Here is a 22,186-nt window from a genome sequence, read left to right as displayed (position 1 = left end):
GACGGAGGTTAGCTGCTCCGCCACTGCGTCAGGCAATCAGCGCCGGGGATTTCCCGGCGCGTCTCTTTACCGCGCCACCAGGCAGCTGCCGCCCGCAGAGCGGAACTTTTCGCAGAGCGCCACGGCTTCGTTCTTGTCGCCGGCCGGGATACGAACACGGTAGAAGGTGCCCTTGCCAGCGATTTCGGCTGCCTTGATGTCGACGCCGCGTCCACCGATGACCGAGCCGAACTTGGCCGACATGTTCTGGTAGGACTTCTGCGCTTCCGCCTGGCTCGGCAGCGAGGCGATCTGGATATAATAACCACCGGCAGACGGCGTGCTGGTGGCGGCAGGTGTTGCGGCTGCCGTCTGCTGCTGTGCGGCCTGCGGCTGTGCAGGCGCGGTCGGGCGGACATTGCCCTGGTTCGTCACCGTCGCCACAACATTTGCAGGCTGCGAGGACGGGCGCGCCGCTGGGAGCGGTGCTGCCGACTTGTTAGCCGAAGCCGGCGTGTTCGCCTGCGGCTGAGCCTGTTCCGATGCGACCGGAACCCGCGATGCGGCGATGACAGCCGGAGCGCCTTCGCCGGGCTTGGCGGTCTGCGGGGCTGCAAGCTCGTCGACCTTGTCGGCCTTCGGCGGCTGGGCGGCCGGTGCATCGACTTCCTGCGCGACGAGCGTGCCGTCAGGCTTGACGATCATGGTGCGAACCTTGCGCGGCGAAACGCCGGTTGCGGCAGCACCTTCATTCTGGGCAGCCTTTTCTTCCGGCGAAAGCAGGCGCGGATCCTCGGTTTCGCCAACCGGCGTACCGGCGGCTTCCATATCGGCGTCGTTTTCGCCTTCCAGCGGCAATTGTTCAGGGATCAGCGTCCGCTGAACCACGTCCACAGGCTGTTCGTTGCTGGAAATCAGCGCCGGTTGCTTTGGATCGGCAGCGCTGCCACCGGCCACGCGGTCATAAACCGCCTTGTCCTGGTTCGGCACGACGCGGCCACCCGGATTTTCCGGCACAACCTTCATCGGATCGTTATCGGCGGAAATGATGACCGGCGCGCCATTGGAGCCAGTGCCGGACGAACCGCCTGACATCAGCGCGTAAACGCCGCCACCGATCAGGACGAGGCCGATTGCAGCCGCAACCGGCATGATCCAGGGGCGACCGCCACCCTCATCCTCATCGCGGTAAGCGGCCTGAGGGTCGACATAGGTGTTTTCAGCTTCACGTGGCGCGTTGCCACGGGAGGCAGCGGCCTCCTGCATAGATCGGCGGAAGTCTTCTTCCAGAGCCCGTTCGAATTCGTCGACCTCTTCCGTCGCCTGAACCGGACGCGCCTGGGCAGCGCCGCGATTTTCCGCATGCTTGTGACGGTCGAGACCGCCGGCAACAGCGGGCGCAAACAGCGTTGCAAGCTCGGTGTCAATGTCGAGGTCTTCCTCATGACGACGGGGCGCAGGCTTCGGCTCAAAAACGCCGACGGGCAATTCCGGCACGTCCATCTCGACGATTGTTTCCGGATGTTCTTCCGTCTCGCCAATCTGCGAGGGATCGAAAGGCAGGCTTTCCAGCGTCTGCGGCGCCACGGGCTGAGGTGCAGCCGGGCGCGCCTTAACCGGTGCGGCAGCAACCGGCGCGGGGGCAACGGCAGCGACAGGCGCGGCAACAGGTGCCGGGCGCGGCTGCGGTGCGGGCTGAACCCTCACCGGCTGCGGCGCCGCGGCCTGGACGGCGACGGGCGCGGCCGGTTGTTCGCGAACGGGCTGCGGTGCAGGCGCGGGTGCAACCTCGGCTTCAGCGATGTCCGAGAGATCGAGGTCAAGATCGAGATCGTCAAGCGCAAGCTCGAAATCATCATCATTGAAGCCCGCGAAATCGAAATCATCGGCAGATACTGCCGGCTCCGCAGCGGCTACCGCTGCTGCCTTGACGGGCGGGGCCGCAACCACGGCAGGCTCAGGCTTGGCCACCTGGGCAGCGGGCACAGCCTGTACCAGCGGCGCTTCGCCACGGCCGGGAATCGAATATTTCGCGACGTCGTAAATCAGCTCGTCCATCGGCGAGAGATTTTTTGCGGCAGGCCTCTCGGAAGGCTCGGCCGCTTCAGCAGCCGTGAAGGTGTCTGCCTTAGGCGGCGTGAAAGAAGGCGCAGTGTCTGCGGCCTTTACGACCGCCGGCGCGGGCGCTGCAGCTTCCACCTGCGGCTCGATACGGGCTGCGGCAGGCTGCTGCTCGGAGCGCGGCCCAACCCGCTTCGGGTCACCAGCCGACACATCCCGGCGCGCGCCAAAATTGGCAAGCGGCAGACGCAGGCTTGAAAACTCCAGCGAGGAACGACCGCCGTGCGATGGCGGGCGAACCGAAATCGGCGCGGGCGCTTCTTCGGCGACGGCTATTTCCACCTCGTCGGCAAGGTCGATTGCCTGCGGCTCCAGCGCATGAGGCTGAACATTGCTGGAGACGTCGGCCGGAAGCTCCGGCATGGCGTGCCATTCCGGCTGCGAGGCCTGCGGCTGTTCCCAGGCAGCCTGTGGCGTAGCCGGCTGATACACCATCGGCTCGGCAGGGCGCGCCTGGCGAGAATGCACATCGAAAACCTCGGCCACAGCACCGGCATCGTCGCGGAAATCCGCACGAATGTCCTGGGTGGTCGTGTCGACATAATTGTGAATATAGGCCTGATCGACCTCCGGGAGCGGCTCCTCCCTCACCTGCGGGGCAGGCGCGGCAGCGGCTTCCGGCTCGGCAATCGGCGCAAGCTCCGGCTCGCGGCGGGCAAACACCTGCTCGACGCGCTGCATGAAATCATTGGGATGAATGCCCGCACGGACATCGTTTGCCGGATCGAGAACGACCGGATCGGCGTGCGGCGCATCGTAAACCTCAAACTCCCGAAGCAGCTCGTCCTCGAGATTGAATTCGGGTTCGCGGCGGGTAGCCGGCGAAACAGCGCGTGGCGCAGCGTCGGAACCCGCATGCGAAGGACGATCTTCAAAGCCGACGATCCGCGCCAGCTCTGCCAGAGGATCGTTGTCAGCGAACCCTTCGGACCGGGTGTCCCGGTTATACGCGACATTTTTTTCGACCATTACGTGTTCCACCATCTACGCATTGCAGCTCTTGCCAGCGTATTGTGAGCAAATAATGGTGAGATGTTATCGCATTTCAGCAGGTGCGTCCGCTCCTAAAAGCGTGAGGCCGGACCTCAAAACATTTGCGACAGCATTCACCAGCCCGAGTCTGGCAATGCTTAATTCTCGGTTTTTATCGTTAATAAAACGTAATTCCGGATTGTCTTTGCCCTTGTTCCAGTGTCCGTGGAAGGAACTGGCCAGATCATAGAGGTAAAAAGCAAGCCTGTGCGGCTCGTGTGAAAGGGCCGCAGATTCGATCAGACGCGGATATTCGGCAAGCTTAGCAACCAGCTGCAACTCGTTGATATCGCTAATTAAAGAAACGGACCTTGCCATGTCTTCCGCCGATGGGGACAAGTCCGGAAACGCCTCCTGCGCCTGCCGGAAGATCGACATGCAGCGAGCGTGCGCATATTGCACATAAAATACCGGATTATCCTTCGATTGTTCGGTCACTTTCGCGAAATCGAAGTCCAGCGGCTCGGAATTCTTCCGGTAAAGCATCATGAATCGCACGGGATCGCGACCGACTTCGTCAACGACATCGCGCAGCGTGACGAAATCGCCGGAGCGTTTTGACATCTTCACCGGCTCGCCGTCACGGAACAGCTTGACGAGCTGGCACAGAAGAACCGTCAGCTTGGACTTGCCCTCAGAGACGGCGCGCGCAACGGCTTCCAGACGCTTGACGTAACCGCCATGGTCGGCGCCGAGCACATAGATCATCTCGGAAAAGCCGCGATCGAACTTGTTCTTGAAATAGGCGACGTCGGCGGCGAAATAGGTGTAGGAACCATCCGACTTCATCAGCGCACGGTCCATGTCGTCGCCCACTTCGGTGGAGCGAAACAGGGTCTGTTCGCGGTCTTCCCAGTCATCAGGTAATTCGCCCTTCGGCGGCGGCAGCGTGCCCTTGTAGACATGGCCCTTGAAGGTGAGGTCGTTGATCGCCGAGAGGATCGGCCCGCCATTGCCCTCATGCAGCGTGCGCTCCGAGAAGAACACGTCGTGCCGGACGTTGAGAAGCGCCAGATCCTCGCGGATCATCGCCATCATCGCATCAATGGCCTTGTCCTTGACGATCGGCATCCATTTTTCTTCAGGCATGGTGCGCAGCTTGATGCCATATTCATCGGCGAGCGCCTGTCCAACCGGAACGAGATAGTCACCCGGATAGAGACCGGACGGAATGGTGCCGATATCCTCGCCCAGCGCCTCGCGATAACGCAGGAACACGGAGCGGGCCAGCACATCGATCTGCGAGCCGGCATCGTTGATGTAATATTCCTTGGTAACGCCATAACCCGCAAAGGCGAGCAGGTTCGCCAGCGTGTCGCCCACAACGGCGCCACGGCAATGGCCGACATGCATCGGGCCGGTCGGGTTGGCCGAGACATATTCGACGTTGATCTTCTGGCCGGCACCGATGGTGGAGCGGCCGAAATCGATGCCCTGCCCGATCATGTCGGCGAGAAGGCGCTGCCAGTAACCGACCGAAACCTTGAGATTGATGAAGCCGGGACCGGCGACATTGACGCTATCGACATCGCCATCCGCCTGAAGCGCCGGCACGATGAGTTCGGCCAGCGCCCGCGGATTGGTGCCGAGCGGCTTGGCGAGCACCATGGCTGCATTGGTCGCGACATCGCCGTGGCTGAGATCGCGCGGGGATTCGACGGTAATTCGACTGAAATCGACCTTTTCGCGGTTCTCTTTCACGAGGTCGAGCGTCTCGAGCGCGTTTTTGATCCTGGTATCGAAATCGGCAAAAATGTTCATCGTTCCAACCTGCGCGAAGGGCTTCTGTTCATGTCCGGTATATTAGCCGGTCGGGCTTCGCGATCGCCCGCTGCCCTATCTCAAATCGGGGGTGCGGTCAAACAGCCGCTGGTGGGCGCGCAGTGCATAACTGTCGGTCATGCCCGCCAGATAGTCGCCCACATGCCGCGCTTTCGCGGCCACGCTCATGCCGGAAATGCTGTCCACCCAGTAGTGGCTCTGCATTTCCGCCGGCATCTCCATATAACGGTGGAAAAGATCGGTGACGATCTGCGTAGCGCCGGCGCGGATGCGCATGATGTCCGGGTGCCGGTAGATATGGGCAAAGAGCAGCTTCTTGATCTGCCGGTCCGTCTCGGCCATCTCGGGCGAAAAGGTCGCGACAGTAAAATCCGCGGCCCTGATGTCGGCAGCCCGCTGCGGCTTCAGCCGGGCAAGATTCTGCTGCGCCACGCCGATCACATCCTCAACCATGTGGGTGATCTGCCGCCGCATGATCTCGTTGGCGAAACGCTCCTTGTCGAGAACAGGATATTTCGCGCGCACCTGCGCCATCAAGCCGCTGAGGAATGGCACCTCCTCCAGCATTTCAAAGCTGAGATAACCGGCACGCAGACCGTCATCGATGTCATGGGTATTGTAGGCGATGTCGTCGGCAATTGCCGCCACCTGCGCCTCGAGGCTGGCATAGCTGCCGATCTCGAGATCCTGCAGCTGGCAATATTCGAGGATGGGCAGCGGAACCGGACCTTTTATGCCCTCGCCCTCCGCATTCACCAGCGGGCCATTGTGCTTGACGAGGCCTTCCAGCGTTTCCCAGGTCAGGTTGATGCCGTCATATTCGGCATAACGGCGCTCCAGCTTGGTGACGATGCGCAGCGACTGGGCGTTATGGTCGAAGCCGCCATAGGGCAGCAACACCGCATCCAGCGCGTCTTCGCCGGTATGGCCGAAGGGCGTGTGGCCGAAATCATGCACCAGCGCCACGCCCTCGGCCAGATCCTCATCCAGCTTCAGCGCACGGGCGAGCGCGCGGGCGATCTGCGCCACCTCGATGGTGTGGGTGAGACGCGTGCGATAATGGTCGCCATCGGGGCTGATGAAGACCTGCGTTTTGTGCTTCAGGCGGCGAAAGGCTGTCGTGTGGACGATCCGGTCACGGTCCCGCTGGAACTCGGAACGCGTCAGGCTTCCCTCTTCGGGAAAAAGACGTCCGCGCGTCGTCCATGGATCCGAGGCGAAGACCGCCCTCTCCCCACTTCCGAAACCCAATGCGCGCTGGTCTATGATCATGCATCCACCTGTTACTTTCCAAGGCCGCGACGTCCTTTTGGTCCCGGCCATTGACCTTTTCATTCACCCTTCATACCTATCGCAGAGGTCAGCGCAAAGCATCATCGCCGCGCAGACCCCCTTACACAGGCTATAGACCGTTAATTTGACCGGTTTATAATAGTGGCAACGAGATTATTGCTCTCCGGATCTTGACCCCGGCAGGAGGAACGACATGGAAAACAGCGACATTACCCTTTCGGAAGCGGCAGCAAAACGAATCGCGCAGATCGTTGCAGCAGATGCCGGCAAACAGGCGCTGCGCGTCTCCGTCGAAGGCGGCGGCTGCTCGGGCTTCTCCTACAAGTTCGACCTGGCCGAAAACCCGGCCGATGACGACATCGTGATCGCCCGCGGCGATGCCAAGGTGCTCATCGACAGCCTTTCGGTCGTCTATATGGCCGGCTCGGAAATCGACTTCGTCGACAATCTGCTGGGCCAGTCTTTCCAGATCAAGAACCCCAATGCCGTGGCAAGCTGCGGCTGTGGCACCAGCTTCTCGATCTGACGATATCTATCCACCACATCCTCGCCACCGTTTTTCAAAAACGGTGGCATTCGCTTTTCCATCGGGTAAAAGTACCTCCACAAAAGGGAAACTCCGATGAAGATTGCCACCTGGAACATCAATGGCGTCAAGGCGCGTATCGAAAACCTCTGCCAGTGGCTGAAGGATTCGTCACCTGACATCGTCTGCCTTCAGGAAATCAAGTCGGTCGACGAAGGATTTCCCCGGCTGGAGATTGAGGCGCTTGGTTATCACATCGAGACCCATGGCCAAAAAGGATTCAACGGGGTCGCCCTGCTCTCGAAAGTCAAACCCGATGAGGTAAATCGTGGCCTGCCGGGCGATGATGCCGACGAGCAGGCCCGTTTCATCGAAGGCGTGTTTTCCGTCGAAGGGGGCGCGATCCGCGTCTGCTCGCTTTACCTGCCGAACGGCAACCCGCCTGACGATCCGGTCAAATATCCCTACAAGCTTGCCTGGATGGAGCGCCTGCGGCGTTTTGCCGAAGAGAGGCTGGCACTCGAAGAGCCGCTCATTCTCGCCGGAGATTACAACGTAATCCCCGAACCCTTCGATTGCCACGACCCACGCGTGTGGGAAGGCGACGCCTTGTTTCTGCCGAAGACCCGAGAAGCCTTCCGCAAACTCGAAAACCTCGGCCTGACCGACGCCGCGCGCGCGACCACCGATGAAGCAGGACTTTATTCCTTCTGGGATTATCAGGCCGGCGCATGGCCGAAAAACAACGGCATCCGCATCGATCATCTGATGCTGTCAGCGGAAGCGGCCGACAGGCTGGAAACCGTCAGCATTGAAAAACACGTTCGTGGCTGGGAAAAACCGTCCGACCACGTCCCGGTTTGCGGTTATTTCGATTTTAGTCCGGCCAACTGACCGGCTCGCGGCATGCGAAAAAGAACGCCTGATCGACCCGTTCAATCCGGGTCGTTGAACTGCATGTTCTGCGCAAGCGCAATGGCAGCCCGGCGGTCATTCTCGCCGGCGAGCGAAAATGCCTGCTCCTGCAGGTTCTGAATCCAGGTACAGTCCGCCGCCGTGCATTTGTCGAGCGCCGCCGTCATGAAGGCGAGCCCCTGCGTCGTCTGGCCTTCCTGAAAGATCAGGTTGCCGAAGATCGACATGGCGCCGGCATGGCCGTGCTTGCGGGCCTGGTTGAGCCACTTCTTGGCCTGCTGCACATCCGCGCGCCCGCCCTCACCGGCGAGGATCATCTCCGCCAGCCGGAACTGCGCTTCCGCGACGCCAAAGGTGGAGGCGACCTGAAAATAAAGCTGCCGCGCCTGTGAAAGGTCCATTTTGACGGGGCTTCCGGGAATACCGTGGCGGTAATAATCGGCCAGAGACAGCAGCGCATTGACGAAAAAGCCGGTGTCTTCCGACCCGGGCTCTACGCCCTGGCTGGCAATTTCGCTGTAAATCTTGAAAGCTTCGAAATCATTCTTGGCGACGCCGTCGCCATAGGCATACATATTGGCAAGCGCCCAGCGCGAACCGGTATGGCCCTTCTCGGCCGCATAACGATAAGCCTCGACGGCTTCGTCCTTGTTGCCGTTCTTGTAGGCCTTGAAGCCGAACTTGAACAGGTCGAAAGGACCAGACTCCTTCGTCACGCCCGCATTGATGTCAAAAGCCAGAACCGGCATTGCGAGCGACGCAAGCAACATGCCCATGAAGAGCGGCTTTAAAACGTTGGCTTCACATTTCAGCATTTCAGCGAACTTCTCTCACTCTTCCCGGCATGACGCCAATCCTTGCGGAATATGAACCCCGCCGGGCCGCGATTTTTCGAACACACTGCGCCTCTCCGGCAGCACTTTCCAGCGCACCACCGGTGGTCATCTGCGGTCATTGCTCCAAATTCTCGTCAAGACAGGTATAGGCATAATTTCCGGCAATATCACGGCATTTCCCCGCTCGCCGACCAGTGTCAAACAAGAAAGCCGGGCCAATTTCCCGTGTTACTTGCTTAAACCCTGAATCCAAACCCGTTTTCACTTTTTGCAACTCCACAGGCCCACATCAAACGCCCGCATGTTCTTTCATTCCCGCGCCTCTAAACATCAGCCAAGCACTCTGTTTGTGGCGGGAAATGGACAGATATGCTCACATTCCAACGCGACCACACGCTTGCAGAAAAGTGTTGCCAAATCGTCACAAAACTCCCGGGCCAGAAACTTTTATCTGACAGAAATGACAGGTCGCGCATGAAAAAAGGTCCGGTTGGTAAACCGGACCTTTATTTTAGCAACTTACGTTGAAAGCCTTCAGAACTTGACCTTCACGCCGGTCGAGATGGCTGCAACGAGATCGTTGCCGAAGGAGTAACCTGCTTCATCGCCGCAACGTGCGCCCAGCGGACCGCAAGGGGCACCGCCAATGGACGAGCTGCCGGAGGTGAGCAAACCGAGCGCACCGGCAATCTTGAACTCGACGTTCTTGTTGGGCGAATAAACGAGCTGCGTGCCAAGCATCCAGGTGTCGGTCTGCGTGCCGATGACAGTCGAGGTGCCGCGATCCCACGTCAGGCTGACGGCGCCGCTCCACTGTTCGTTGAACTTGTGGCCAATACCGCCCGAGATCGTCCAACCGTCACGATAGAAGAGGTCGAGCGTATTGATCGCGCTCGGCGTTCCCGCAACGCAGGTGGGCGAACCGATGGCGCAGAATGGGATCGTCTGGATCTGGCTCCAGTCTGTCCACTTCACCGAACCGAAAGCGAGCCAGCCGGGCGCAATACCCGACTGTACCTTCCACTCGATGCTATCAGGCATGGACACACTGCCGTAGACGGGCGTGATGCGGCCTGAAATCGGATTAAGGCCGATCGGCAGATTGGTCAGATTGACGTTACCCGTCAGATCAACGTCCACCGCGCTGTTGTAAACAAGGCTCGTGCGGAACGCGATTTCAGGAATTTCGTAGGCCACGCCGGCGCGCCAGCCCCAGCCATCGCCTTCCATGTCCAGCTTGCCGATGCCGTTATAGATCGACGTCGGGATGCCATTTGCAGCCAGTGCGATGGGCGAAACGACCTGACGATATTTGTAGCCGCTCAGTTCCTGATAGAAACCGCCGCCAATGATCGAGAAATCGCCCTTGCCCAGATCGAACTTCACGCGGCAAGTCGTTGCGTAATTATGCGACTTAACCTTGGTTTCGATATTATAGCTGGAGCCCTGCCAGATGCCCGGATTGAGATCCGCACCCCACGGCTGCGAATAATCGAACATGCAGTCGCCGAAATCACCGATAGCCGCCTTGGCGCCAACGCGCGTCGTCCAGTAATTTTCGCCATCATCGGCGGTCGTGCTCCAGCTGGATGGCAGCGGGATCGGAACCGGGCTGGTCGGGCTCTTGTTGGGATTGTCCCGTGCATTCTCAACCTTGCGCTGCGGCGCGACGAAGGTTGCGGAACTGTCCAGAACGTAATCGGACGGATCGAACAGCAGATCGATATTATAACCGCCGCGCTCAAGACCGCCGGCCAGTGAAGGCGTTACCGCCGCAATGCTGACTGCGAAACATACCGCGCCGCGAAAAATTGCAGTTTTTGCCATCTCTCTCCCCAATCAAGGCAATGTGATCATCAAAAGAGTGAAGGGCTTTGAGGCAAATGACAATCTTCAGCACAGTGGCACAGTTCTGCGACACTGCCTCATATTTTACGTAAGAATTTCATAAGTAAGCCTTGAATTAGTCATTTTAGGTTATTTTTCTAATCCCTTGGGATAATCCCGTCGCGAAATGAAACAATCGACTACGCATGAGCGGAATTGTCGCCAAATAACCACAGTCGAAAGTTTCGCTAAAAAACCCCGTTATGGGACCGTTTTTATTAGCTTATTTCGCTTCCCAGCGATGATTTTCGTGGCCTGCCCTTGAAATTGGCCTGCCATGTACAGGTGACGATTCGACGCTGCGACGCAACATTCCAGGAGTTGGCAAAACGCAAAAGCGCCCCGCTTGATGCGGGGCGCTTGATTTGTCGTGCTTGTTTATGATGGCGAGGATCAGCCGGCTTCGCTAACGCGCTTCAGTGCCGTTCGAAGGCTCGTCAGCTGAACGTCCAGCTCCGCCTTTCGCTCACGCTCGGCGGCGACGACATCAGGATCGGCATTGGCCACAAATTTCTCGTTCGAGAGCTTCTTGTCGATGCGTTCCATTTCCGCATCCACCTTGCCGATGGCCTTTTCGAGCCGCGCCTGTTCAGCAGCCAGATCCACCAGGTTGCCGAGCGGCAGGCAGACCGTTGCTTCACCGACGATGATCTGCGCCGAGCCCTTCGGTGCGACGTCGGCAGCGCGGATTTCGTCCGCCCGGGCAAGGCGCCGTATGGCGGCGGCATGGCGATCAAGCCGCGCTTCCGTGGATGTGTTCGCCCCCACAACAACGAGAGAGGCGGTGGCGCCGGGCGGCACGTTCATCTCGGCGCGAGCCGAACGAATGCCGGACACGAGGTCGATCAGCCAGTTGATTTCGGCGGCTGCGGCATCGTCGCGGAATTCCGGCTCCGGCCAATCGGTGAGGCACAACAGGTTGTCGCGCTCCACGCCCTCGCCCGCGGTATGGGCCCACAGCTCTTCCGTCATGAAGGGCATGAAGGGATGCAGCAGCTTGTAGATTTCATCAAGCACATAGGCCGCGCAGGCCTGCGATTCCGCCTTCGCCTGCTCGTCTTCACCGCCGAAGACCGGCTTCAGCAACTCCAGATACCAATCGCAGAACTGGTTCCAGACAAAGCGATAGAGAATGCCTGACGCGTCGTTGAAGCGGAAGGCCTCGAGCGCCGCCGTCACGTCGCGCGCCGTATTGGCGAGCTCGGTCAGGATCCAGCGGTTGATGGTCAGCGACGCCGTCTCGGCAATGAAATGCGGATCGCGCTTGACGCCGTTCATTTCGGCAAAGCGCGTGGCGTTCCACAGCTTGGTGCCGAAGTTACGATACCCTGCAATACGCGCCGGATCGAGCTTCACGTCGCGACCCTGCGCCGCCATGATGGCCAGCGTGAACCGCAGCGCATCCGCGCCATATTCGTCGATCAGCTCCAGTGGGTCGATGACGTTGCCCTTGGACTTCGACATCTTCTGGCCGTTCTTGTCACGAACCAGCGCGTGGATGTAGACCGTGCTGAAGGGCTCGACGGGATTGCCGGCATCGTCCTTCATGAAATGCAGGCCCATCTGCATCATCCGCACCACCCAGAATGGGATGATATCGAAACCGGTCACCAGCACGTTGGTCGGGTAATAACGCGCCAGTTCCGGCGTCTGCTCGGGCCAGCCGAGCGTCGAGAACGGCCAGAGCGCCGACGAGAACCACGTGTCGAGCACGTCTTCGTCTCGCGTCAGGATTTCGCCGGGAGCGAAGTTCTCAAGCTTCTCCTCAACCCAGGCCTTCCACGGGCCTTCATGCGCAATGTAGTGCTGGATGGCCGCCTGAAGCGCCTCTTCTTCGGTCTTCTCAACGAAGACCTGCCCGTCGGGGCCATACCATGCCGGAATCTGGTGTCCCCACCACAATTGCCGCGAGATGCACCAGGGCTGGATGTTCTCCATCCACTGGAAATAGGTGTTTTCCCAGTTCTTCGGCACAAAATTGGTGCGGCCTTCACGAACCGAGGCGATCGCCGGCTGGGCCAGCGTCTTGTTGTCCACCCACCATTGGTCGGTCAGGCGCGGCTCGATCGGCACGCCGCCACGGTCGCCATGCGGCACCACGTGCTTGTGCGGCTCGATCTTGTCGAGCAGGCCGGCTTCCTCGAAGATTTCGACGATAATCTTGCGCGCGGCAAAACGATCCTGCCCTTCCAGACGGTCCCACGCGCCATGCAACGCTGCGGGATGGCTGAGACCCTCGAGAAAATCCTCGTTCTCCTTGATGGTGATCGTGCCGTCGATATTCATGACGTTGATGGCACGCAGGCCACAACGCTTGCCGACTTCGAAATCGTTGAAATCATGCGCGGGCGTGATCTTGACCGCACCCGTACCGGCGGTCGGATCGGCATAATCGTCGGCAACGATCGGGATCCTACGTCCGACGATCGGCAGGATGACATGCTTGCCGACGATACCCTTGTAACGCTCGTCTTCCGGGTTCACGGCAATGCCGGTATCCCCAAGCATGGTTTCAGGACGGGTCGTCGCCACGACGATGTAATCGCGGGTCTCGAACTCGGTGGGCTTGCCCTCCTCATCGAAAGCGACGGGGTATTGATACGTGACGCCCTTTTCCAGCGGGTAACGCAGGTGCCAGAGATTGCCCTTCATCTCGATCTGCTCGACTTCCATGTCGGAAATCGCCGTCAGCAGCTTCGGATCCCAGTTGACGAGGCGTTTGTCCTTGTAGATCAGGCCCTGCTTGTAGAGCGTGACGAAAACTTCGAGAACGGCTTCGGAGAGACCTTCATCCATGGTGAAGCGTTCGCGCGACCAGTCGCAGGACGCGCCGAGACGTTTCAACTGGTTGAAGATGAGGCCGCCGGACTCAGCCTTCCACTCCCAGACCTTTTCCACGAAAGCCTCACGGCCCATATCGCGGCGGCCGGGAAGCTGCTGTTCCATCAGCTTGCGCTCGACGACCATCTGCGTGGCGATGCCGGCATGGTCCATGCCCGGCTGCCACAGCACGTCCTTGCCGCGCATGCGCTCGAAGCGGACCAGAATATCCTGCAGCGTGTTGTTGAGCGCGTGGCCCATATGCAGGGAGCCGGTCACATTCGGCGGCGGAATGACGATGGTGAAGGTTTCCGCACCCGGTTTTGCGTTGGCGCCGGCGCGAAAAGCGTTAGCCTCGTCCCAGGCTTTGGCAATTTTCGGTTCGACGGAGGCGGAATCGTAGGTCTTTTCGAGCATTTCCTGACCTGAATTTTAGAGTTCTTGTGTGGATTTTTTAAATAAGGATGGACGGGAGAGAGTCAACAGAAACCCACCCGCTGGCCGACCATTGAGCGGACCCACTGATAACTATGACCCCATAACACCTTCATCTTCAACAAAAAAGCCGCCCCGTTGCCGGAGCGGCCGCTGTTTCATCGCATCAGCAGCAATTGCGGATGCGCAGACCGGGATTCAGCGGCGCGAACCGCGCGCCACCCGCTCGATTTCCTCACGCACCAGACGCTCAACAAGCGTCGGCAGATTGTCTTCCAGCCAGTCCTGCAACATCGGGCGCAGCATCTCGGCAGCCATATCTTCGATCGAGCGCCGCTCGACGCCGTCGAAAACCTCCGCCAGTTCGCTGAACGACCGGGCAATCTGCGCACCGGCAGCGGCGGAGATCAAGTTGAGCGAGAGGCCGCTATCGCCATGTGTCTCTTCCGGCGCCAGCTCCTCAGCGGGTTCGAAAGTCGCCGTCTCGACGACAGGTTCCTGAGCTGACGCGTCTGCCTGCGTCACGGCCGGGGCCGCATCGATGGAGCCGCGCAACGAGAGCTGGTCAAAACGGCTTTCCGGCGACGGCGCGCTTTCGATGGCCGCAGCGGCGGCGCGATCTTCCGAGACGAAGGGGGCAGGCTGTTCAGCCACACCGGCGGCTGCAACAGCCGCCATCAGCGGCCGGACATCCGTCGGACGCTGGGGTGCAGCGCGCTCCGAAGAAGCCGCGGACACTGGCTGCGACGCATTCGAGGGCGCAGAGGCAGGAGACGGTGTCATCTCAACCGCGCCACGTTGCGCCTGTGCAGCAAAAGCCTGCGGGCCCATGGCGGCATTGCGGTCGGCCGCGGCACGCACACGGGCGGCGACATCGGCAAGCGACATGGTCTTTTCCGCGGCGGTTTCCTGCCGTTCGCTTACCGCACTTGCGGAAACCGGCGAAAATTCCGGCGCGGGGCGTGCACCATAAGGCTGATTTGCGGCGGGGGGAACGCGGGCCGGCGGGCTGATGGGCTCGGCAAGGAACGGGCTCTCACTCGCAGCCTCGTCTTCATCATCGTAAACCGGCGGCAAGGGCCCCGAAAACGCGCCGGCAGGTCCGGGTTCGTTGCTCTCTATGATCCGGCGGATAGATGCCAGAATCTCCTCCATGGACGGTTCACGCGCTACGCTTGGCTGGGCCATATCAATCCCCGGTTTCCACTTTTTCAAGCACCCGCCACACCCTTGGATACGGCATAAGCGCCTTTGACCTGTTCAATTCGCACACCGCCTCGCGGCAACCGAAATGGTTGTCGCGCCGATGTTCTGAAACATGACGGGCAAAAGTGCCTTGGCGCTCCGCTGTCCCTGTCCCAGGTCTCACGGGGCAGAAATACGCACACCCCGAATCACCCATAGTGTAAGTCAGCAGCATCAGGAACTAAATCACTGATTCGATGCGTTTCGTGGTGATGCACAGCTTTCTCTGGGGACCGGGGAAGAAGTGCTGCACAGTGGTTCGGACATGAAAAAGCCGGCGCGAAAAATACGCGCCGGCATTAACAAGTCAGCTGATCGTCAGCCGATCAGAAAACGAATTCGGCCGCCTTGGCGAAACCGGGCAGCGGCTTGACCGATGCGTTAAAGAAAGTCGCCGCAGACGTGCTATTGCCATCACGGCGATAGACGGTGGCCTTTGCGGCATTGCCGTATCCGACAACAACGACAAGGCGTCCGCCGTCGCGCAGCTGGTCCGTCAGCGCCGCCGGAACTTCTTCCACCGAGCCATTGAGGAAGATCAGATCGTAAGGCGCTTCGCTCGCATAGCCCTTGGCCAGATCACCCGTGACGACGGCAACATTGTCGTAGCCGAGGGACGCCAGCGTTTCGGTTGCCTGCGCGGCAAGAGCTTCGTCGCTCTCCAGCGACACGACGGAACCAGCAAGTTGCGACAGGATGGCGGCCGCATAGCCGCAACCGCCACCGATCTCCAGCACCACGTCTTCCTTGGAAACAGCGGCAAGCTGCAGAAGTTTCGCCAGCGGCGACGCCTTCATGACGTAACGGGCCGGACGGCCATCCCGGGCGGGACAGATCTGGAGATCTTCGTCCACATAGGCAATCTGGCGCACGCCGGCCGGCACGAACGCCTCGCGCGGCACGCTCAGAAACGCCTTGAGCACCGAATGCGACGTTACGTCGGTCGTGCGCAGCTGGCTGTCGACCATATTGGCGCGTGCGGTTTCGAAATCCATCATGTCCTTATCGCCTCAATTTCAAGGATAGGGGCCAAAATTGAGCCCAGGCCGGAAGATGCAGCCGGCCGTTAGAACAATCTCATAGTTGGCAGACGCTGCGCTTTCAAGCGCGCTCATCGGCTCCCGTCTCAAAAAGCGCAGGCGAATGATGCAAATTTCTCGCAATCGACGCAGGATAGGTCGTCAGGAAGCGGGAATGTCAGGCATGATCCACCAGAACAGCTGCACGAGATCGCTCCAGAGCCGCGCCGTCTCTTCGATCATCTCGACCGTCGTTACATAGGCATAAATCGCCATGATACTGACAAAACCCACGAGCAGCCACGGCCAAAGCCTTCTCTTGCCACCCTCGCCCGCGATGTCCCGCTCACCCTGATCCACGTCTCCTCCCGCATGGCCGCCGAAGACAGCATGCGCTCGTAACATCCGCGGACCGGAGATACAACAAAACACCAATGTGGGAGTTTTTTTGGAGGCCTCGCCCGGAATTGAACCGGGGTACAAGGATTTGCAGTCCTCTGCGTCACCACTCCGCCACGAGGCCTCACACGCTCATCAATCAAGCGATGGCGGGCATTTAGAACGAATCCATTATGGGCGCAAGAGGGTTCATTCGGAATGTGGTGTTTTTTCGGACCCTGAGGTCACACAGCAGGGTCGTTTCCGTTAAGCGCCTCAGATTGCGAGGCTTTTTGGTTCAAGGCATCATTTCGAAAAACAGAGCCCGTAGCCGGCGTTTTATGTGCCGGATACGGGCTGCTGCCGATTTGCTTGGATGCGAGACTTAAATACGCCCGAGCAGCACGAGGATCAGGACGATCACCAGAACCAGTCCGAGACCGCCCGACGGACCGTAACCGTAATTATGGTATCCCCAACTCGGCAATGCGCCGATCAGAAACAGAATGAGCAGGATGACAAGGATGGTGCCGAGCATGTGTAACCCTCCACTGTTGGCATGTATCTGCCCGGCTAAATGTCTTGGCGAACAAAAAGTTCCCCTTGCTGCGGTTTCGACAGCGAAATTCTGGTCGACATCCCGTTCTGTTTCAACGAGTTACATCCAGCCGCGTCTATGCTGATCGGAACGATGGCGCTGTACAGGACGCGGCCGAAAATACAATTTTTTCGAGGTGATTTCTCAGCCTATATCTATCGGCAGTTGTTGTTCATATTCAACCCAGTCGCCCGTTCCAGGAAACCGGCGGGAGACGGAGAGATCTGGCATCGCTGGCAGTGCGCCGGATCTCTCCCGCCCCTTCCCCGCGGGCTCCCAACCGACATGCGAAAACACTAATATGTGAGCAGCCACGTTCGCCTTTCCCTTGCCTTCACGGCTTTGCTGCGGCTAGACCGGGACCGGGAGGGAGAAACGAGAATCACATGTCCGGTTTTGCAAACCTCATCCCGCTTTTCATCTTTGCGCTCTTCATCTACTTTTTCTTTCGCTGGGTCGCCCACGATATTCAGGGTCCGAAGCGCAAGTAGCGCCGGAATTCATCTGAGGGCGCGCGTCTTGGGGAACCGCCGTGCCTTCATATCGTTTTTACTGGCGTATTCGGGCTCGTATTCGGGAGGACAGGATGAGAACGCTCGCATCATCGGCCACAATAGCCCTTGCACTCTTACTCGCCGGATGCAGCACCGGAGGGCCCGGCGCTTATGTCGGTCCGGCGCCCTATGTCGAGCCCATTCCCGGCAGCATCACCTATCGGGGACAGCCGCGCACAAAGCTGACGAAATCGCCGATCGGAAGCACCTTCAAGCACGAGTTCCGCATCGATGGCAGCACGAGGGCCGTCGAGACCTACCGCATTGCGCCCGATCGCTCGCTGGAACTCATTGACCGCCGCATCATCCGTGACTGGCTATTCGGGCGCGACGACTGACCGCACCCTCGCCGGCTGAATTGGCCCGCTGACGGCATTGCGCAGGCCAGCCGCTTGGTTTAGAGCCGGGCACGACAACCATTATGGATAGGCGATGAATACGCGCTGGCAGAAACCCGTTCTGATCGCCTTTGAAACGCCGGGCGAGTACACGAGCATCGACACCACACAGGCGGCCTCATGGGCGCTGATCGAGGATTGGCCGATCGAGGATGGCGAGGCGCTCGACAGGGCGCTTCTCGTTTGCGCCGCCGTCGATGCCGGTCGCAAAAAGCCTGAGGATGCCCGCAAGGCCTTCATCGCGGCAGCAGTCGAAGCGGGTCTTGATCTCAAGGCCTGATATTCTCGCAGCGTAGGCCAGTTAGGTGCCGCCATTCTGCCGGTGGCTTGCTCGACCAATCGCAACAGACGGAAGCATTGTCGAACATGAAAAAAGCACTGTTTATATTTCTTCTTTCCTGCCTGGCGATCGGGTTGATCGGCCATCTCGTCGTCGCCTTTGTTGTCACCGGCTAAGGCGCGACGTCGCGACCGTCAGGAACGTCTTAAAAAATCCTGAATTTCGTTCTTCCGTCATGGAACTGCCGCAAGCTCTGATCGTTCTCTTTTCGCCTATCACAAGGAGGATTGATATGCGTGACGGTCTTAACAGTTTTCTTGAAATTTCGATGATCGGCGTCGTGGTCGCGAGTTGCCTTTTGATGGTCAATCTGCCGATCTGAAGCTCCTGATAAATTATCGGACGGCCCGGCTCTAAATACCGCCGGGGCAAGAAAATGCGGCCTTTTGGGCCGCATTTCTTTTTTGCGAGGGTTTGGCTCAGGCTCAGGCAGAAAGCTTGGCGGCAATCTTCGCCACATGGGCTCCCTGGAACCGCGCGCCTTCCAGTTCGATCTCCGAAGGCTGGCGGGACCCGTCCCCATCGGTGATGGTGGAAGCGCCATAAGGCGAACCGCCCTTGATTTCATCGACGCCCATCTGGCCCTGGAATGCATAGGGCAGACCGACAACGGCCATGCCATGGTGCAGGAATGTGGGAATGAAACCGAGAATGGTCGATTCCTGACCGCCGTGCTGGGTGGCTGTCGAGGTAAAGGCCGAGCCGACCTTGCCGACGAGCTTCCCGTTGAACCAAAGGCCGCCGGTCTGGTCCCAGAAGTTGCGCATCTGCGAGGCAACCGTGCCGAAACGTGTGCCGGCACCGACGATGATGGCGTCATATTCGGCCAGTTCATCCACCGTCGCTACGGGTGCAGGTTGATCCATCTTGAAGTGCGAGGACTTGGCGACTTCTTCCGGAACCAGTTCGGGAACGCGCTTTACCACCGCTTCTGCGCCGGTGGACTTCACGCCTTCGGCAACTGCATAGGCCATTTTCTCAATATGGCCGTAGGAGGAATAATAGAGTACCAGAACCTTCGTCATTCTCTGCGTTTCCTTTGCTGGAACTGTTTCCGGCGTACCGGCGACAAGCTTCTTTAAAAACTCGATGATCATCGGCCTTAACCTGTAAAAACCGTATGACAAAAGAGTAGCGGACGGGCCGCTATCTCACCAGCCGGTGATTGGCATACGCACTGTTCACGATCACTGAACACTCCAGGCCATCGTCAAATAATTCCATATTCTGCGTTTCTTTAAAACAGCTTTGCATTCGCGCTGGCGCGGGTCTAACGTCACATAAAAACAGCTCACGAGTGCACCCATGTCCAGTCCCTCCTCCACCTCTTCCGTTGTCACCGCCGCCATGCTCGCCATCGGCGACGAGCTTCTGTCCGGCCGCACCAAGGACAAGAACATCGGCCACCTTGCGGATGTGTTGACCATGTCCGGCATTGACCTCAAGGAAGTGCGCATTGTTGCCGATGAGGAAGATGCGATCGTCGACGCACTCAATGCGCTGCGCAGCCGATACGATTACGTCTTCACATCAGGTGGGATCGGCCCGACCCATGACGACATCACCGCGGATGCGGTTTCTGCGGCGTTTGGCCTGCCCTGCGAACACGATGCCGAGGCATTGCGCCTGCTGGGGGACATGTATCGCGCCCGCGAGATGGAGTTCACCGAGGCGCGCAAGCGCATGGCGCGCATGCCCAGAGGCGCGGCCCATATCGCCAATCCCGTTTCCGTCGCCCCCGGCTTCATCATCGGCAATGTTTATGTCATGGCCGGTGTGCCGCAGGTATTCCAGGCCATGCTCGACAATGTCATGCCGACCCTGCGCACCGGCGCCAAGGTCATGTCGCAGGCGGTGCGCTCGCCCTATGGCGAAGGCGATATCGGCACGCCGCTGACGGCTATCCAGAAGGCCCATCCCGAAACCAGCATCGGTTCCTACCCGAAATATGACGGGCAGCGATTTTCAACCGAAATCGTCGTGCGCGCCCGCGATGCCGGCGTGCTGAAGGCGGCCGCGGATGCCGTGGCGGCCATGATCGAAGCGATCGGCCAGGAGAAGCAACTGGCCGCCAGCAAGGGTGATGCCACCGCCTGAGGCGAACGTGTGCGACATTGACCAAAATCAAGGTGGCCATCAGCAAAGACGGCCATTCTCCCCAACAGCAACGAAATGTCACCGAGGAGAGAAAAATGGGTTACAAAACGATCCTGGCAGTGGTCGACAATGTTTCGAACACGCAGAAGCTCGGCGAATTCGTGGTCGGCCTTGCCGACCAGTTTTCCTCACATGTGATCGGCCTGCACATGGAAACGCTGGCCGCCGTTCCACTCGTCGCACCGATGGAAATCCCCGATCCCGCCACCGTGCAGGCGCTGCAGGATGTGGCGCATAAGGAAACCACCGATGTCGGCACGATTTTTGAGCGCACGCTGTCAGAAAACGGCATCTCGCATGAATGGCGCAGCTTCGTCACATCCGTTGGCTACGCCTCGTCTGCCGCGATTGACAGCGCCCGCTGCGCCGACCTCATCGTCGCCCGCCAGAGCAATTCCTCAGCACTATCAGACAGCCGCACGGATATCGACAGTTTCCTCTACGAAAGCGGTCGTCCCGTTCTCCTCGTTCCGCATGTGCTGACGGTTGCCAAACCGATCAAACGGGTCCTGATCGCCTGGAACGGCTCGCGCGAGGCAACCCGCGCCACCTTCGATGCCCTGCCCTTTCTCAAAGCCGCCGATAGCGTCGAAATCTTCTCTGTCGACCAGGCCGAAAGCGAAACGCAGTCTGCGGGTCTCGCCGGCACCGAACTCGCCGCAACGCTTGCCCGCCACGGTGTCAATGTCACCGTCACCTCGCAGGAAAAGATCGCCGGAATTTCGGCGCAGGCTGCCATCGAGAACCGCCTCTCCGACAACAGCATCGACCTTCTTGTCATGGGCGCCTACGGCCATTCTCGCTGGTGGGAACTGCTGTTTGGCGGCGTCACCCGCACGCTGCTCGATTCCATGACTGCGATGACACTGCTGTCGCGTTGAAAATGGATCGGGTGCGGATAACCCCTCAACATCCGACATGAAGCGGGCGATTGCCGCTTGTTTCTTCTCCCCGAGGGGGAGAAGTCCGCGGCAGCGGGATAAGGGGCAAGCTCTCCGCATATCTCTACCGTTGCCCCCTCATCCGGCCCTTCGGGCCACCTTCTCCCACGTGGGGAGAAGAACCAAGCCGTAATCTCCCGCACTCACCTTTTTGCGGAACTCTTGCCTTTTTGCCTGTCTTGCCGCTATTAGCCAAAGCCATCGACAATTTTGACCAGATGGTAGACGACATGTCCCTTCCCGATAAAGCCTTTCCCGTTTCCTGGGACCAGTTTCACCGCGACGCCCGTGCGCTCGCCTGGCGTCTTGCCGGCCTCGACAAAGAGTTTCGCGCGATCGTCTGTATCACCCGCGGCGGCCTCGTTCCGGCGGCGATCATTTCCCGTGAACTCAACATCCGCCTGATCGACACCGTCTGCATCGCCACGCGCCATGACTACGTCAACCAGGGCGATACGGTTCTCCTGAAGGGCGTAGCCCCCGAGTTGACGGCCGACGCCGGCGAAGGCGTGCTTGTCGTCGACGACCTCACCGATACCGGCAAAACGGCGCTCGAAGTGCGCGAGATGCTGCCGAAAGCGCATTTTGCCTGCGTTTACGCCAAGCCGAAGGGTGTGCCGACCATCGATACCTTCGTCACCGAAGTGAGCCAGGACACCTGGATCTATTTCCCCTGGGACATGGGCTTCACCTATCAGGAGCCGATCGCCAAGGGGTCGCGCGGCTGAGTGCCCACAGGGGAACCCATTTCTCTTCCGTCATTCCGGCCTTGAGCCGGAATTCAGCCACGGCGCGTCTGCGCCGTGAGAAAGTCGTTCGCGATCAAGGACTTGATCGCGCTGGACCCCGGATCTGGTCCGGGGTGACGGAGTGCGGATGCAACAACCGCGCGAACTTCGCCCCCCCGCAATATCCACTCTTTCGCCGCCC

18 protein-coding genes and 1 tRNA gene are annotated in these 22,186 nt (G+C 59.5%); 7 read left to right on the top strand and 12 right to left on the bottom strand.

All coding sequences use genetic code 11. From position 1 onward, the window contains the following. Positions 1-66: 66 nt before the first annotated feature. From AT6N2_RS02300 to AT6N2_RS02290, 3 genes are all read right to left on the bottom strand, one after another. Positions 67-3,069: an SPOR domain-containing protein gene (locus AT6N2_RS02300; protein WP_209088157.1), complete on the bottom strand. Its 3,003-nt coding sequence runs from the start codon at positions 3,067-3,069 to the stop codon at positions 67-69. Between the two features lie 66 nt (positions 3,070-3,135). Beyond that, complete coding sequence (gene argS, locus AT6N2_RS02295; protein ID WP_209088154.1) at positions 3,136-4,893, bottom strand: arginine--tRNA ligase; 1,758 nt, start codon at positions 4,891-4,893, stop codon at positions 3,136-3,138. A gap of 75 nt (positions 4,894-4,968) precedes the next feature. Beyond that, positions 4,969-6,186 carry a deoxyguanosinetriphosphate triphosphohydrolase gene (locus AT6N2_RS02290; protein WP_209088150.1) on the bottom strand — a complete coding sequence of 406 codons (1,218 nt, stop codon included), beginning with the start codon at positions 6,184-6,186 and terminating at the stop codon, positions 4,969-4,971. Positions 6,187-6,400: 214 nt separating this feature from the next. On the opposite strand from AT6N2_RS02290, the gene erpA reads away from it, so the two are divergent. Together erpA and xth are read left to right on the top strand one after the other, a co-directional pair. Further along, positions 6,401-6,733: an iron-sulfur cluster insertion protein ErpA gene (gene erpA / locus AT6N2_RS02285; RefSeq protein WP_022556278.1), complete on the top strand. Its 333-nt coding sequence runs from the start codon at positions 6,401-6,403 to the stop codon at positions 6,731-6,733. Positions 6,734-6,829: 96 nt separating this feature from the next. Continuing rightward, on the top strand, positions 6,830-7,627 hold the full coding sequence (gene xth, locus AT6N2_RS02280) for an exodeoxyribonuclease III (RefSeq protein ID WP_209088147.1): 798 nt from the start codon (positions 6,830-6,832) through the stop codon (positions 7,625-7,627). Positions 7,628-7,668: 41 nt separating this feature from the next. On the opposite strand, the gene exoR is transcribed toward xth, so the two are convergent. The 8 genes from exoR to AT6N2_RS02240 form a co-directional block, all read right to left on the bottom strand. Beyond that, positions 7,669-8,463 (bottom strand): exopolysaccharide production regulator ExoR, encoded by a 795-nt coding sequence (gene exoR / locus AT6N2_RS02275; protein WP_063948840.1) that lies wholly within the window; start codon positions 8,461-8,463, stop codon positions 7,669-7,671. Positions 8,464-9,018: 555 nt separating this feature from the next. Next, on the bottom strand, positions 9,019-10,311 hold the full coding sequence (locus AT6N2_RS02270; RefSeq protein ID WP_063948839.1) for an outer membrane protein transport protein: 1,293 nt from the start codon (positions 10,309-10,311) through the stop codon (positions 9,019-9,021). 453 nt (positions 10,312-10,764) lie between these two features. Further along, complete coding sequence (locus tag AT6N2_RS02265) at positions 10,765-13,608, bottom strand: valine--tRNA ligase (RefSeq protein ID WP_209088144.1); 2,844 nt, start codon at positions 13,606-13,608, stop codon at positions 10,765-10,767. 216 nt (positions 13,609-13,824) lie between these two features. Beyond that, on the bottom strand, positions 13,825-14,814 hold the full coding sequence (gene popZ, locus AT6N2_RS02260) for a DUF2497 domain-containing protein (protein ID WP_209088141.1): 990 nt from the start codon (positions 14,812-14,814) through the stop codon (positions 13,825-13,827). A 383-nt stretch (positions 14,815-15,197) separates the two neighbouring features. Then, positions 15,198-15,869, bottom strand: coding sequence for a protein-L-isoaspartate O-methyltransferase family protein (locus tag AT6N2_RS02255; protein ID WP_209088138.1), 672 nt, complete (start codon positions 15,867-15,869; stop codon positions 15,198-15,200). A gap of 183 nt (positions 15,870-16,052) precedes the next feature. Then, positions 16,053-16,250 carry a hypothetical protein gene (locus tag AT6N2_RS02250; RefSeq protein ID WP_144576286.1) on the bottom strand — a complete coding sequence of 66 codons (198 nt, stop codon included), beginning with the start codon at positions 16,248-16,250 and terminating at the stop codon, positions 16,053-16,055. Positions 16,251-16,339: 89 nt separating this feature from the next. Continuing rightward, positions 16,340-16,413, bottom strand: a tRNA-Cys gene (locus tag AT6N2_RS02245). A 240-nt stretch (positions 16,414-16,653) separates the two neighbouring features. Further along, the gene (locus AT6N2_RS02240; RefSeq protein WP_003495626.1) at positions 16,654-16,806 is read right to left on the bottom strand and encodes a DUF3309 family protein; all 153 of its coding nucleotides are present in this window, start codon (positions 16,804-16,806) and stop codon (positions 16,654-16,656) included. 646 nt (positions 16,807-17,452) lie between these two features. Between AT6N2_RS02240 and AT6N2_RS02235 the strand changes: the two genes are divergently transcribed. Together AT6N2_RS02235 and AT6N2_RS02230 are read left to right on the top strand one after the other, a co-directional pair. After that, the gene (locus AT6N2_RS02235; RefSeq protein ID WP_144574044.1) at positions 17,453-17,758 is read left to right on the top strand and encodes a hypothetical protein; all 306 of its coding nucleotides are present in this window, start codon (positions 17,453-17,455) and stop codon (positions 17,756-17,758) included. A 94-nt stretch (positions 17,759-17,852) separates the two neighbouring features. Beyond that, a complete protein-coding gene (locus AT6N2_RS02230) occupies positions 17,853-18,098 on the top strand; it encodes a DUF982 domain-containing protein (protein ID WP_144574042.1) in 246 nt (81 codons plus the stop codon). A gap of 485 nt (positions 18,099-18,583) precedes the next feature. Here the strand turns inward: AT6N2_RS02230 and wrbA are convergent, their stop codons facing one another. Continuing rightward, positions 18,584-19,183, bottom strand: a complete 600-nt coding sequence (gene wrbA / locus AT6N2_RS02225; protein ID WP_063949109.1) for an NAD(P)H:quinone oxidoreductase type IV — start codon at positions 19,181-19,183, stop codon at positions 18,584-18,586. Between the two features lie 280 nt (positions 19,184-19,463). Between wrbA and AT6N2_RS02220 the strand changes: the two genes are divergently transcribed. The 3 genes from AT6N2_RS02220 to gpt all read left to right on the top strand — a co-directional run bounded on the left by AT6N2_RS02220 (position 19,464) and on the right by gpt (position 21,984). Next, positions 19,464-20,255: a competence/damage-inducible protein A gene (locus AT6N2_RS02220; RefSeq protein ID WP_063948832.1), complete on the top strand. Its 792-nt coding sequence runs from the start codon at positions 19,464-19,466 to the stop codon at positions 20,253-20,255. 95 nt (positions 20,256-20,350) lie between these two features. Continuing rightward, positions 20,351-21,196: a universal stress protein gene (locus tag AT6N2_RS02215; protein ID WP_063948831.1), complete on the top strand. Its 846-nt coding sequence runs from the start codon at positions 20,351-20,353 to the stop codon at positions 21,194-21,196. 290 nt (positions 21,197-21,486) lie between these two features. Beyond that, a complete protein-coding gene (gpt, locus tag AT6N2_RS02210; protein WP_063949108.1) occupies positions 21,487-21,984 on the top strand; it encodes a xanthine phosphoribosyltransferase in 498 nt (165 codons plus the stop codon). The last annotated feature ends 202 nt before the right edge of the window (positions 21,985-22,186 follow it).

This window comes from Agrobacterium tumefaciens, assembly GCF_017726655.1.
In the GTDB taxonomy this organism is placed as follows: domain Bacteria; phylum Pseudomonadota; class Alphaproteobacteria; order Rhizobiales; family Rhizobiaceae; genus Agrobacterium; species Agrobacterium tumefaciens_B.
This window is presented reverse-complemented; position numbering and strand designations above follow the sequence as displayed.